At 61.5% G+C, this 13,070-nt stretch carries 14 protein-coding genes; 9 read left to right on the forward strand and 5 right to left on the reverse strand.

Annotation, left to right across the window (positions count from 1 at the left end):
• Window positions 1–5 precede the first annotated feature (5 nt).
• The 6 genes from PLD_RS26395 (at window position 6) to PLD_RS26420 (ending at window position 5,486) form a co-directional block, all read left to right on the forward strand.
• Window positions 6–1,070 (forward strand): 2,3-butanediol dehydrogenase, encoded by a 1,065-nt coding sequence (locus tag PLD_RS26395; RefSeq protein ID WP_256674819.1) that lies wholly within the window; start codon window positions 6–8, stop codon window positions 1,068–1,070.
• Between the two features lie 152 nt (window positions 1,071–1,222).
• Window positions 1,223–1,948: a hypothetical protein gene (locus tag PLD_RS26400; protein ID WP_256674764.1), complete on the forward strand. Its 726-nt coding sequence runs from the start codon at window positions 1,223–1,225 to the stop codon at window positions 1,946–1,948.
• 170 nt (window positions 1,949–2,118) lie between these two features.
• Window positions 2,119–2,340: a hypothetical protein gene (locus tag PLD_RS26405; protein ID WP_159897612.1), complete on the forward strand. Its 222-nt coding sequence runs from the start codon at window positions 2,119–2,121 to the stop codon at window positions 2,338–2,340.
• Window positions 2,333–4,252 carry a hypothetical protein gene (locus PLD_RS26410; RefSeq protein ID WP_159897613.1) on the forward strand — a complete coding sequence of 640 codons (1,920 nt, stop codon included), beginning with the start codon at window positions 2,333–2,335 and terminating at the stop codon, window positions 4,250–4,252. Before PLD_RS26405 ends, PLD_RS26410 begins: the two co-directional genes overlap by 8 nt.
• A 72-nt stretch (window positions 4,253–4,324) precedes the next feature.
• Window positions 4,325–5,173 (forward strand): hypothetical protein, encoded by an 849-nt coding sequence (locus PLD_RS30845; RefSeq protein ID WP_256674765.1) that lies wholly within the window; start codon window positions 4,325–4,327, stop codon window positions 5,171–5,173.
• A gap of 43 nt (window positions 5,174–5,216) precedes the next feature.
• A complete protein-coding gene (locus PLD_RS26420; RefSeq protein WP_159897614.1) occupies window positions 5,217–5,486 on the forward strand; it encodes a PAAR domain-containing protein in 270 nt (89 codons plus the stop codon).
• Between the two features lie 67 nt (window positions 5,487–5,553).
• Here the strand turns inward: PLD_RS26420 and PLD_RS26425 are convergent, their stop codons facing one another.
• Window positions 5,554–6,840, reverse strand: coding sequence for an MFS transporter (locus PLD_RS26425; RefSeq protein WP_159897615.1), 1,287 nt, complete (start codon window positions 6,838–6,840; stop codon window positions 5,554–5,556).
• A 75-nt stretch (window positions 6,841–6,915) separates the two neighbouring features.
• On the reverse strand, window positions 6,916–8,295 hold the full coding sequence (locus PLD_RS26430; RefSeq protein WP_159897616.1) for a M20 family metallopeptidase: 1,380 nt from the start codon (window positions 8,293–8,295) through the stop codon (window positions 6,916–6,918).
• A 116-nt stretch (window positions 8,296–8,411) separates the two neighbouring features.
• On the opposite strand from PLD_RS26430, the gene PLD_RS26435 reads away from it, so the two are divergent.
• Together PLD_RS26435 and PLD_RS26440 are read left to right on the forward strand one after the other, a co-directional pair.
• Entirely contained in the window at window positions 8,412–9,296 is an 885-nt protein-coding gene (locus PLD_RS26435) for a LysR family transcriptional regulator (protein ID WP_159897617.1), read from the forward strand.
• A 145-nt stretch (window positions 9,297–9,441) separates the two neighbouring features.
• Window positions 9,442–9,696 (forward strand): hypothetical protein, encoded by a 255-nt coding sequence (locus PLD_RS26440; protein ID WP_159897618.1) that lies wholly within the window; start codon window positions 9,442–9,444, stop codon window positions 9,694–9,696.
• A 22-nt stretch (window positions 9,697–9,718) separates the two neighbouring features.
• On the opposite strand, the gene PLD_RS26445 is transcribed toward PLD_RS26440, so the two are convergent.
• The 3 genes from PLD_RS26445 to PLD_RS26455 form a co-directional block, all read right to left on the reverse strand.
• Window positions 9,719–10,075: a DUF6572 domain-containing protein gene (locus PLD_RS26445; protein WP_159897619.1), complete on the reverse strand. Its 357-nt coding sequence runs from the start codon at window positions 10,073–10,075 to the stop codon at window positions 9,719–9,721.
• 36 nt (window positions 10,076–10,111) lie between these two features.
• On the reverse strand, window positions 10,112–10,477 hold the full coding sequence (locus PLD_RS26450) for an SPOR domain-containing protein (protein ID WP_256674768.1): 366 nt from the start codon (window positions 10,475–10,477) through the stop codon (window positions 10,112–10,114).
• Window positions 10,478–10,701: 224 nt separating this feature from the next.
• Window positions 10,702–10,908: a hypothetical protein gene (locus PLD_RS26455; protein WP_159897621.1), complete on the reverse strand. Its 207-nt coding sequence runs from the start codon at window positions 10,906–10,908 to the stop codon at window positions 10,702–10,704.
• 375 nt (window positions 10,909–11,283) lie between these two features.
• Here PLD_RS26455 and PLD_RS26460 point away from each other — a divergent pair, with 375 nt between their 5' ends.
• On the forward strand, window positions 11,284–13,026 hold the full coding sequence (locus PLD_RS26460; protein WP_159897622.1) for an OPT family oligopeptide transporter: 1,743 nt from the start codon (window positions 11,284–11,286) through the stop codon (window positions 13,024–13,026).
• Window positions 13,027–13,070: the final 44 nt, after the last annotated feature.

Genomic DNA, 13,070 nt, shown 5'->3' on the forward strand with positions numbered 1-13,070 from the left:
CCAGCATGCGCGCCGCGGTCTGGCACGGCCGTCACGATATTCGCGTTGAAGACGTGCCATTGCCTGACGCGCCGCCCGCCGGCTGGGTGCAGATCCGCGTCGACTGGTGCGGCATCTGCGGTTCCGACCTGCACGAATACGTGGCCGGGCCGGTGTTCATTCCGGTGGACGCACCGCACCCGCTGACCGGCATCAAGGGCCAGTGCATCCTTGGCCACGAGTTCTGCGGCGAGATCGTTGCCCTGGGCGAAGGGGTCCAGGGTTTCAGCCTCGGCCAGCCGGTGGCCGCCGACGCCTGCCAGCACTGCGGCACCTGCTACTACTGCACCCACGGCCTGTACAACATCTGCGAAAACCTGGCCTTTACCGGGCTGATGAATAACGGCGCCTTCGCCGAACTGGTCAACGTGCCGGCCAACCTGCTGTACGCCTTGCCAGCCAACTTTCCCGCCGAGGCCGGAGCGCTGATCGAACCGTTGGCGGTGGGCATGCACGCGGTGAAAAAAGCCGGCAGCCTGCTGGGGCAGAACGTGGTGGTGGTCGGCGCCGGCACCATTGGCCTGTGCACCATCATGTGCGCCAAGGCCGCCGGCGCGGCCCAGGTGATCGCCCTGGAAATGTCCGGCGCGCGCAAGGCCAAGGCCCTGGAGGTGGGCGCGACCCACGTGCTCGACCCCAAGGAATGCGACGCCCTGGCCGAGGTCAAGCGCCTGACCGGCGGGCTGGGGGCCGATGTCAGCTTCGAGTGCATCGGCAACAAGCACACCGCCAAGCTGGCCATCGACCTGATCCGCAAGGCCGGCAAATGCGTGCTGGTGGGGATTTTCGAAGAGCCCAGCGAGTTCAACTTCTTCGAACTGGTGGCCACCGAGAAAACGGTGCTCGGGGCCCTGGCCTACAACGGTGAATTCGCCGATGTGATCGCCTTTATCGCCGATGGCCGCCTGGACATTGCGCCACTGGTGACCGGGCGCATCCAGTTGGAAGAGATCGTTGGCCAGGGCTTCGAGGAGCTGGTCAACAATAAGGAACACAACGTCAAAATCATCGTTTCACCGGGTCGGCTGTAACGCTCCCAGGCGAGCGTTTTTTGCAATGGCCGGCCACGGCCATTGCACTTTTTCACGTTTTTGCGTTCTATCACCGGGCCTGGCCGCGCCGATCCCCGTCGCAGCCTGTGAATCTTGACCCGGTGCCGATGGCCTACGCTCCCTCTTTTTGCATGATGCAAAGCCAACTTCAACCGCTGTTGCTAGCGGGCCTACTGATGCTCTGCGCCACTGGCTGCACACAGCAGCAAGGACGCGACTTCGCTAAACAGTTTCGTGAAGGCAAGCCCGACGAATTCTTTCAGACCACGGTCGACCGCCTGGCCACCATCGGCATGCGCGATAACCTGCAAAGCCTGTACCTGCTGATGGGCAAGCTCTACCTGCGCAACCCCAGCCAGTGGCGCAAATCCGGCTTCCCCGACAGCACCTCAGCCCAGCGGGAGATCCGCAACGCGATCGAACAACGGCGACCGCTGCTGGCCCTGGGCGATCGCCAGGATCTGGCGGCCCTGAGTTATGCCCTGAGCCCGGAGTTCACCGGTGACCGGGTCGGCGCCTTCATCTACGCCATCGGCAGCATGCTGGTGACCGCCCACGGCGGGCGCACCGAGTTCTACATGACCGACAGCATCGACCCACGGTTCGTCAGCAACGCCGCCCGCAACATCGAGCGAGCCACCTGGCTGTTGAGCCAGCGTCAGGACGCCAATGGGGTGCTGTTGCTGTTTTCCAACGAGATTTCCGAGGAGGGCAGCAACCTGAGTTTTGCCGTGGAGTTCGGCAAGATTGTGGCGCGGTTGGATTTGCTGACGCAGATTCTGGATGAGCGCTACCGGCGGGTGGGGCTCAATTACGCGCAGAGCCTGTTGCTGATGAATTTTTTGCCGGTGCAGTAGGGGGCAGCGGGTCGGTTTAAAAAGTCTGATACGAGCTACAGAGGAATCGGTTTATTTTACGGACTGGTCCCATATTATTTTTTGCGCACCCTTTGCTAGGTTGAGCGCCACTTTGCACCCGGGCCAGGTACGGCGCGGGTCTGGCCTCTCTCACGCTTAAGGATGAGCCTATGTTCGCGCCGGCCGACACTGCGCATTTCGTGCTGTCCATCCCTGCCGTTCGCCACGACTTCAAGGTGCTGGCCTTCGGTCGCTTCTACCCCCTCAATCCGCTGCTTAAAACCCTGCATCGCGCACTCGACCCAGTCACCGACCTGTCTGCCCGAAGCCATGCCTTGGCGACCTTCCTGCTCCAGCACCAGAACGTTCTGATGGAGGCCGACCATGGCTGAGAACCCCGTCAACGCCAGCTACGAAAAACTCGCCCAGGACGCGATGGATAACCAGGCACCGCGCCCCAGGGTGGTGTGCGCAGCCTGCACCGAATTGGGGGTTCCATTCGCCCTCAATGGCCCGTCGGGGCCCCGAGATGCGGACCTGCTGTTGGGCATTCCGTCCCACGAGAAGGCGGCCACCAGCGACTGGTTTACCCGCAACCCGTGGATTAAGGACAAGGTTCAAAACTTCCGGGATGCCTACTTATTGCAGGTCATCGACAGCCTGGGAGCGACCCGTGGCGATGCCTATCTAGCCGAACTCTATGCCTTTGTCGCAGCCAAGGGTTACGAGTTCGTCTGCCTGGATGACGAAATGGACACCGAGGACTACGTCACCCCGCGCTTTTGGGCGCAAGTCGCCGGCATCCAACCAACACCGCCACACATTGCCTGCGGCAATGGCAATTTCGTCTTCCATGATCGGCGGATCTATTTCTGGACCTTTACCAGCGCCCGCTACGCCGACGACCGTGCCATCGGCGCCTATGGCGAACGCTCTGTGCTGCCCAGTTTCAATTGGATCGTCAACGGCCAGTATGACCCGGCCAAAGCGGCAGAGGATCTGGCCCGGCACCTGCAACGGGCCAAGGACATCGACAAGACCTGGATGAAGGTCTTCGCCGTTACCGAGATCGTCTTTGGCGTCCTGGCCTTGATCCCGGTGGTGGGCATCGCGACCCGCGGCCTGTTCGGGGGCTACAAGGCCATTCGCTACACCATCGCCGCCATCGATACGGCGCTGGCCTTGAATGCCATCGGCAGCGGCAGCACCAAGCTCATTACTGGCGAAGACATCGACGTTGGGGAAAAGCTCTTCGCCAGCCTGGGACAGCTTGCCGATCCCAAGGACGGCGCAGAGCGCGGACGTCAGGTGTTCATGTTCATCAACCTGGTCATGTTGACCCCCGCGGCCTTTGGCGGGGCGCGTTGGGTCTTGCGCAAGATACGTCGCGACGCGCCGGCCTCGGCCGCACTCGATGTCCAGGTCCTGAGCGAGGAGCAACGCAAGCGCCTGGGCGGCCACACCTCTGCCGAGCCCCTGGCCATCGAACTGCGCGGCAGCAAGCGTGAAGGCGGCTACAGCGCCAGGAACAGCGATCACCAGACGGGCGGCGGCGACTGGTTCGACCGCCCCTCGCTGGACACCAACAGCAGCCAGGTTGGCTACAGCTCCCCCATGGGCAAAGCCAACTACGCGGTCATGTCCAACACCTTGCGCAACCGACTCACCATGTTGATCGTGCAGCACTGCGGCAGCCTCAAGGTGGTGGGCAGAATCGGCAAGATCGTCGGTGATGCCGGCGAGGAAGCCTTTGCCGCGACCTTGATCGAAAAATGGGGGGTGCAGCCCAAACGCATTCTTGGCTACAGCGACAACGCCAAAGTCCCCAACCGCTTCGGCCTGTCCAACAAGAGCGGCCATGGACTCGACATGCTGGTGTGGGTCCCGCCACCGCCCTCGATCACCGTACGCGTCCCTACCGATGCCGAGCGGCATTTTATTGATGGAGTCAAAGGCACGGCGCCGACCAAGACCTTGACCTTCGCCGAGGACACGCTGCTGGTGATTGAAACCAAGGCGACTTTGGGAGGGGTGAAGACACCGGGGTTTAATAAGACGCAGAAGGATGGTGGGGTGAAAAAAATGAAGGAATTGAGAAAGAAAATTCGATTGATGATTGAAGGATGGACACCTGAAAAAATGGCGGAAATAGATCCAAATGTGGGCAAAAAAAATCAAGCTATTGATAGCGCCATAGACAGCGGAAAGATTGAATATTTTCACGCACAAATATTCTTCGACTCTCAGGGTGGCTTGAGCAAACTGGTTGGAGATAGCTCTGGGGTTCAACTCAATACGTGGTGAAAAACAATGACAAAAAATGCGATGAGCAGACTAGAAAGAAGCTTGCGAAGAACAAAGGGATGGGCATCAGGGATGTCTTTTCCAGCAACTTCCTTTGAGGAGTATCTCGAAGGTAAGGGAAGAGTCGGCTTGGCCATTAGTGGAACACATGGTTTTTTTGCATTAGGTATGCAGAAGGTGCAGCAAAGCTTGCTTACTGCCGGATCAGGACAATGGAGCTTGGCTAACCAACACATGGCCCACGGTTTTTCACGAATGCTTTATGCAGAAGCAATAGATATAAAAAATGTAGAGGCCACTAATCGTGAGTCAGCCGGTGATTTGGACGGCGCCGCTCACCTGATGTTAGGAGCTATCGCTACAGGGCAACCTGAACTGGTAAAGCCCTACCATGAGACATTGTTCGCCGGTATCGAAGGTAACTATGGCGTTCGCGACGGTCATGACCTCCCCCTCGGCAGCACCCTTCGCTACGCCGCCTTTGGCTTGAGCATTATCGGCGACTGGCTGGGTCAACCCCTTGATCTTGAAAAGCATGCCTTGCCCCGTGACTTGGCTTGGGGGCAACTGGTCGCTCACTGGCGCCATCCCGACCCCGATGTATTGCTCTCTGCGCTACTGCTGGCTTGTGATACCCACGTGGAGCGCATCGCGCTAACAGAACGCGAAAGCGACAGCGGCAAGTTTGAATTCGGTTCGGTTTTTCTGGCCGTACACCCCACCGAAATCCTCGCTGTCTTGCGTCTGCGTGACCTACTTGGCCTGCCTAACCCCAAAGAAATCGACCACCCCTTGATGAAGACGCCTTACGCCGCGATCACTTGCCTGCCGGGGGCCGTCACCGAGCGCGACGAGTTGCTGGAGCAGTTTCTGGCCGTTGTACGTCAGCGTGATCCGCAGGTTTTGCCAGTGGGGCTGTGAGCCATGAGCACAAGCGAACACCCTCAATGGAAAGGGAAGAAACATGTCAGGACGAGGTGCAATTCGCTTGGGTGACCGTCACTCAGGCGGTGGGAGCATGATTGAAGCCAGCGGCTTTCCGGTGAATGGCATTGTCCAATGCCTGCTCGGCGATAAAGCCCTTTGCCCGACCCACCTGGGTACTTATGTCCTGGTGTCCGGTGGTGACGGCAGCGCGATCCATAATGGCCGCCCGATGGCATTTGAGCCCGCGACACTGGCCTGTGGTTGCAGTGTCGTGTCGTCTTGTACCGTCCAATATGCTAAGGCATAAGGCATAAGGCATAAGGCATAAGGCATAAGGCATAAGGCATAAGGCATAAGGCATAAGGCATCTCACCTCACTGCAACTTGAGTTTTCTCCCCGCCATCAGAATCGCACTGACACTCAGGCAGGCCGCCAGCATCAGGTAGAAACTCGGTGCCAGTGGCGAGCCGGTCAGCGCAATCAGGCCGGTGGCGATCACCGGGGCAAAACCGCCGAAGATCGTGACGCCGAGGTTGTAGTTTAAGGACATGCCGGTGACGCGGGTGCGCACGGGGAAGATGTCCGCCATCAACGATGGCAGGGGGGCGAAGTACACCGCCTTGATCAGGGCCATCAGCGCTACCACCAGCAGCAGGGAGCTGGCGCTGGGGTGGCTGTTGAGCCAGAGGAATGCGGGCAGGATTGCCACGGCGTAGAGCACCGCCGCTGTCGGCATGATTTTCAGGCGTCCGATATGGCCGGACAGGTAGCCGACGATGGGCGTGACGAAGGTCAGGATCAGGCCGCCAGTGAGGGTCGCCAAAAAGCCCGAGGACTGGGAAATGTCCAGGCGGGTGGCGGCGTAGGAGGGCATGTACTGGATCATGTAGTTCGAGGCGGTGGACACCACCAGGGTGCCCATGGCGATCAGCAGCAGGGTCTTTTGACTGATCAGGACTTCGCGCAGGGGGCGTTCTCCCGGTTCGCTGGCTTTGAAGTCCGGTGACTCGTCCACCGTGCGGCGGATGTACAGGCCCACCGGGCCCAGCAGCAGGCCGAAGAAAAACGGCACGCGCCAGCCCCAGTCGAGCATCTGCTGGGCATCGAGGTGCTTGGTCAGGAAGTAGCCGAAGGTTGAGGCGATGACTACGCCAAAGCCCTGGCTGGCGAATTGCAGGCTGGCGACAAAGTGTCGGGTGCGCGCTGGTGCGTGTTCCAGCATGAAGGCGGTGGAGGTGCCGAATTCGCCGCCGGCGGAGAAGCCTTGCAGCAGCCGGGCCAGGAGGATGCCGATGGGCGCGGCGAGGCCCAGGGTGGCGTAGCTGGGCATGATGGCGATCAGCAGGGTGCCTGCCAGCATGATCAGGATCGACAGGGTCAGGGCTTTCTTGCGGCCCCGGCGGTCGGCGTAGGAGCCCAGGACCGCCGCGCCCAGAGGGCGGATCAGGAACGAGATGCCGAAGGTGGCGAAGGCCAGTAGTAGGGAGAAGGTCGGGTCGGCGGTGGGAAAGAACACCTGGCTGATGGTCAGGGCGAAGTAGGCGTAGATCGACAGGTCGAACCACTCCAGGGTGTTGCCGATCAAGGCGGCGCCTATGGGTTTCCACAGGGCTTTGGGTTCGACTCGGATCGCGGTCGAGGTGGCGGCTAACGCTGTCATACAGGACGCTCCTGCTTATTGTTGGATTTTGAGCGACAGGTGCCCGAACTGAGTCGGGCGGGGTAAGCGATGGCCTCAGGCTCGGGGCAGGTCCCCCAGGTCCCAGAACAGGGCCGTCATGATCTCCAGGCCCTCGCGAATCACCGGCAGCAGCAGGTGTTCGTCCGGGGCGTGCTGCGAGCAGCCGGGGTAGGAGTGGGGAATCCACAGGGTCGGCAGCCCCAGCACGTCAGCGAAGATGTCGTTGGGTAGGGTGCCCGCCAGGTTCGGCAGCAGGGCCAGACGCTGGGAGCTGCTGTTGCCGATGGAGGCTTTGGCGAAGCGGACCCAGGGGTTGTCCGGGTCCAGGCGGGTGGCCGGAGAGCAGCGCTCCATGACGACTTCCACCTGGCTGAAACCTTCGCGGTCCAGGTGCGCCCGCAGCAGGCTTTCCAGCTGCTGCCAGGGTGTGCCGAGGACAAAGCGCAATTGGCAGAAGGCCACGGCCCGCGGCGGAATCGCGTTCACCGGTTTTTGCGGGTTGCCGGTGCTGAAGGCGAGGATTTCCAGGGTGTTCCAGGCGAACAGGCGCTCGCCCAGGGTCAGCCCCGGTTCGCCCCAGGCTTCGTCCAGCGGGCGGCCCAGGGAGTCGCGGTCAATCTCCAGGTCGGCGATGGCGGCGCGCACATTCTCGGGAATGTTCGCCGGCAGCAGTTCGCGGCAGCGGATGCGGCCGGCCTGGTCCACCAGGCTGGCCAGGGCGTTGGCCAGTACCACGCCGGGGTTGCTCATCACCCCGCCCCAGTTGCCCGAGTGCAGGCCCTTGTCCCGGGTGTTGACCTCCAGGCGGAACTGCGCCGAGCCGCGGGAACCGAGGAACAGCGTCGGCCGGGTCTGATTCAGCCGGGGGCCGTCGGAGGCGATGAACACATCAGCCCGCAACAGTTCGCGCTGCTCCTGGCACAGTTGGCGCAGCCCTGGGGAACCGGCTTCCTCGCCCATCTCGAACAGCAGCTTGAGGTTGAAACCCAGGCGCCCGTCTCGGGCCTTGAGCACTTGCTCCAGGGCGGTCAGGTTGATGCTGTGCTGGCCCTTGTTGTCGGCGGTGCCACGGCCGTACCAGCGTTCGCCCTCCAGGGTCAGTTGCCAGGGGTCCAGGCCTGTGCGCCACTGTTCGGCGTAACCGGGCACCACGTCGCCGTGGCCGTAGCTGAGCACCGTGTGCAGGGCTGGGTCTTCCAGGCGCGTGGCAATCAGGAACGGCCCACCGGCCTCGGGGTTGGCCAGCATGTGGCAGTCGAAGCCCAGGCGCTGCAGCAGCGGCTGGATTTCCTCCTGCAGGTAGCGCGGCAGTTCATCGGCGTGGGCCGGGTCCTGGCTGTCGCTGCGAAACGCCACCCGGCGTCGCAGGTCCTGTTCAAAGTGTCCGTCGTCCAGGTATTGGCGAACGCCGGCGAGGGCAGCTTGCTTGGTCATTGCAACTCCGGTCGGGCAAGGGGACGGGCCCATGGTGGAGTCGGGCAAGGCATCTGTATATTGCTGTTTTTTGAAGGCATGATTCTAAAAATTGGATGCTTCGCGAGGGGATGCAGATGGACTATCGGTATTTTCTGGCGGTGATCGATGCTGGCTCCCTGGCCGCGGCGGGGGAGCGTTTGCATATCGCCCCCAGCGCGGTGAGCCGGCAGATTGCCCTGCTGGAAGAGAGCGTCGGCGTGGCGCTGTTCGAGCGGCGCCCACGGGGCATGCAACTCACCGCCGCCGGCGAAGCCCTGGCCGAACACGCCCGGCGCACCTGGCTGGAACAGGAGAACATCCTCGCCGAACTACGGGGCGAGGGTTACCCGGGGGCCAAGGTGATCCGCCTGGTGTCCACCGAGGGCCTGTCGAGGTATTTCCTGCCGCGGGTGCTGCTGGGGCATTACCGCCTGCGGCCCGGAGCCGAGTACCGCCTGGACGTGATCTCGCCCCACGAGTGCGTGCAGCGCATTCGCCGGGGCGAGGCGGACGTGGGGCTGACCTTCAGCACCGAGCCGGTGGAGGGGGTCAATGTGTGCTACTCGATTCGCTCGCCGATTCGCGCCCTGATGCGCGCGGGGCATCCGCTGGCCAGTGCCGGGGTGCTGTCACTGGAGCAGGTGCAGGCGTTTCCGGTGGCCTTGACGCCCAAGGGCACCACCCAGCGGCAACTGCTGGACCTGGTGTGCCAGATGGACGGCCTGAGCTTCGAGCAGGTGATGACCTGCAACTTTTCCGGGGCCCTGCATGAGTTTGTCCGCCAGTCCGATACGGTGGCCTTTGCCAGCGCCATCAGTGGCGAGGGGCGGGGGATGGATGGGCTGGTATCGGTGCCGCTGTCCAACCCGCGCTTGGGGGACCGGGACATTCAGGTGCTGACCATGCCCAAGCGGGTGTTGCCGCAGAGCCTGGCGTTTTTTATCGAGACCTTGATTGCGCGGTTGCAGCAGGAGGGCTGAGCGATGCGGCTGATTGTGGCTCAGGCTGTTTGCGCTGCTCGTGGTTAACGGCGGGTGCCGATCAACCTCTTGTACACGGCTATGGGCCAAGCCTTGCTTGTGGCTTGGATGCAAAAAACTACCTGTGGATGGAGGCATTCAATCGTTGAAAACGCTGAAAAAATTTACCGTGCATGGCACCGCTGTGGGCAGTGACCAGAGCATCCAGCTGGACGAGATTTCGATTCTCGCCGAGCCGGACACGCTCAGGGCGCTGGGTGAGTTCCTGATCAAGGCTTCAGCTGACATGGCGGCCAATGGCCTGGAGCATGTGCACCTGCAAGATGTGATCGAGCACTTCTCGCACCAGGATCATGTGGATGTGATTGCCCTCAACCGGGCGCTGATCAAGCCTGCCTGAGGCATCGCCGTGCGCGGCCCGGCTATATGTTGCGAATCCTCTCGTTGACCCTGAGTTCGAACTTAAAGCCAATGCCCACGTCATTCAGGGTTTCGGTAACCCGGGCCATGAAGTACTCGGCCTGCTCGGGCAGTTCATACAAGCCTACGACCTGGATGATCGGGTACTTGCCATAGGCGCCGGGGATCTCGGTGCAGATCTGGCCGCTTTCGATGAAGGCGATGTAGCTGTTGATTTTCTCTTGCAGCAAGAGCAGGTGTTCGCCTTGTTCCGCCTTGTTGCCCCATTCGAGGTGGTCGGTCATCACCAGCAACAGGCTGTCGGGCGGGTCTTTGGGAATTGCCCAGAAATCGATGACTTTGGGATTGGTGATGGACACGTCTGATCCTTAACGAGGTCGGCGCAAGCATTTCATTTACCGGGTCACTGAGCGCCAGGTCACCAGTCCATACAGGCCATGCTCGGACTTCAGGTAGTTGAGTGTGTTCTGTGCCTCGGCCTTTTCTTCGAACGGGCCGGCAAAAAGGTGTGGTGGTTCATCGAGAATGGTGGGGATGTCGATGAGCCCCATCTGTGCAGCCAGGCGTTCAAACTCTTCATCGGTTTGAGCGCTGATGCGCGTTACCCAACCGCTGCGATCCCTCAAGGCGATAGGCTCCACTTCGGCGCCGCAGCGCTTGCAGCGTGAGGCGCTGGCGTTGATGTCCTCAGTGCAGGCAGGACAAGGGCGCAGGTCCTCATGCACCAGCGCATCAACGCCAGTCTTTGCCAGCCGTGGCATCAACCACACGGCAAGCAGGGCGACGCCAGGAAAGAACAGCCCGATTGCAAACCATCTTGGCCCCGAGCGCCCACGTGTACTGGCAGCGTAAGCGGTTATTGCCGTGAGAATGAGCCAGAGGGGGAGCGAGACGCCCATTGCAACTCCTTGTGTTGAGGTGTGAGTACAGCTCCCGCTGAACGGGGGGTTGCAAAATATCCGTTCTTTGGCTGCGGCACCATCCGTCAAGCGCAAAGACAGTTGCCTGCCTCGCACTCCAGGAAAAAGTCTTTGTTGATCGAATCCAATAGCAGTGACTTGACGATCTGCAGTGCGTTTTCGTTTTTGCCGCCCACGCGCATGCCGATCTCAAGCTCGTAGGAAGGCAGGGGCGCAGGGCTGGGGAAGGTCGGCCGTAGCGCCTTCAGCGCGCAGGCGCCGGGTACGGCCATGGAGGTATTCCTGCGCGCTGCTCAATCGGGGAGCGCGCAGCTGGGGTGGTATTTGGGGGCGGCTATGTGTGGAGGCAGGACAACCATGGAACCTGTCGCCAGAAACCCTCCGACCGCGCTTCTTATTGGGCGCGTGATGACCGCCATTGCATTGACTGGTTCGCTGGGGAGGATGAGAAGCCGCCGACTGCAGAAGGCCTGCAAGGGGGCACTTGGTGTCCGACCCAGAGGCGAGGGAGCAGGGGGTACAGGGTCGATTGATTCCTTACAAGTCGCCCCGACGCATAGCACGGCGGATGACGCTCATCTGAACCTTCTGCCGATACAGCGCTCATTGGTTAAGTCGTGTTGTCTGATTGCCGAAAAGGAGTTCGCATGTCCTCAACCTCGCTCCCCGCTTCCCTGAGTCGCCCTGTGGAACGTGAGCTCAGCTTGCGTGCCGTCATGACGGGGCTTGTGCTTGGTGTCTTGTTGACGCCTTCCAACGTATACGCCGGGTTGAAGATCGGCTGGTCGTTCAACATGTCGATCATTGCCTTGCTGATCGGCTATGCCATCTGGCAAGGCCTGGCCAAGCACGCGCCCCGGCAACTGCCCTGGACGCTGCATGAAAGCAACATCAACCAGACCATTGTCTCGGCCGCGGCGTCGATCATTGCTGGTGGCCTGGTGGCGCCCATTCCCGCCTACACCTTGTTGACAGGCCAGCAGTTGGAGACGGCGCCGATGATCGCCTGGGTATTTTCGGTGAGCTTCCTCGGGATCTGGATTGCCTGGTACCTGCGGCCCTCACTGCTCAACGATCGTTCGCTGAGGTTCCCCGAAGGCATGGCGACCCTGGAAACCTTGCTGCACATCTATAACCACGGCCGCGAAGCCGTGGCGCGTTTGAAGGTGTTGCTTGGCGCCGCGTTGCTGTCCGGGCTCGCCAAGTGGGTCGACAGCTTCCTGTGGGCCTTCCCGCGCTGGTCGCCGAGCGCCCAATTGGAGCGCCTGACATTTACCGCTGACCCTTCGCTGCTGTTGGTGGGGTTTGGCGCCATCATCGGGATTCGCGTGGGCCTGAGCCTGTTGTTCGGTGCGTTGCTGGCTTGGGGAGGCCTGGGGCCCTGGCTGTTGCAGCACGACCTGGTGACCTTGCAGGCCGACAGCAGTGGCCCGCAGTTCGCCGTGCTGGTGGAGTGGTTGCTCTGGCCGGGCGTGAGCCTGATGGTTTGCTCGACCTTGGCCGCCTTGGCGGTTCGCGTGTGGGCATTGCGTGCCTCCACCAAGGCCAGCGACCAGATGGGCTGGGCCATACCCAAGCTCGGCCCGGTTGCCGGTTTTGCATTGGCGATCGCCCTGGTGGTGAGCCTGCAGGCGCTGTTATTCGGCATCGACCTGTGGATGGCACTGCTGAGCATTCCCTTGGCCATCTGCCTGGCGGCCGTGGCTGCCCGGGTGGTCGGCGCTACCGGTATTCCGCCCATTGGGGCCATCGGCCAATTGTCCCAGTTGAGCTTCGGTATCGTTGCGCCCGGACAGGTTCCGATCAACTTGATGAGCGCCAACACGGCCGGTGGTTCGGCCGGGCAATGCACGGACTTGATGAACGACTTCAAGGTGGGTCGGGCGATTGGCGCTACGCCGCACAAACAGTTGATCGCTCAGATGCTCGGGATTGGCGCCGGTAGCATCGTTGGGGTTTTGGCGTACCTGGCGCTGATTCCGGATCCGCAAAGCATGCTACTGACCCAAGAGTGGCCGGCTCCAGCGGTCGCTACCTGGAAAGCCGTGGCACAAACCCTGACTCAGGGGCTCGATTCATTGTCGGTGAGCATTCGCTGGGCGATGGTGATCGCAGGCTTGATCGGCGTGCTACTGGGCATCCTCGACAGCCTGTTGCCCGCCCATCGCATGCGCTTTTTGCCTAGCGCTGCGGCCTTGGGCCTGGCCTTTGTGTTGCCGGCCTCGGTCTCCCTGATGATGGCATTCGGCGCGGTACTCACCTGGTTGCTCAGCTGTCGCTGGGCAGCGGTCACTGAACGTTTTGCGATCATTGCGGCGGCGGGGTTGATTGCCGGGGAGAGCATGACGGGCGTGGGGGCGTCGTTGTGGCAGATGGTTGAAGCTATGTGAGGGGACAGCGTGGGTTCAATTGTTCGGGCACCGACAATTTCACT

Source organism: Pseudomonas sp. LD120 (genome assembly GCF_009861525.1).
Taxonomy (GTDB): domain Bacteria; phylum Pseudomonadota; class Gammaproteobacteria; order Pseudomonadales; family Pseudomonadaceae; genus Aquipseudomonas.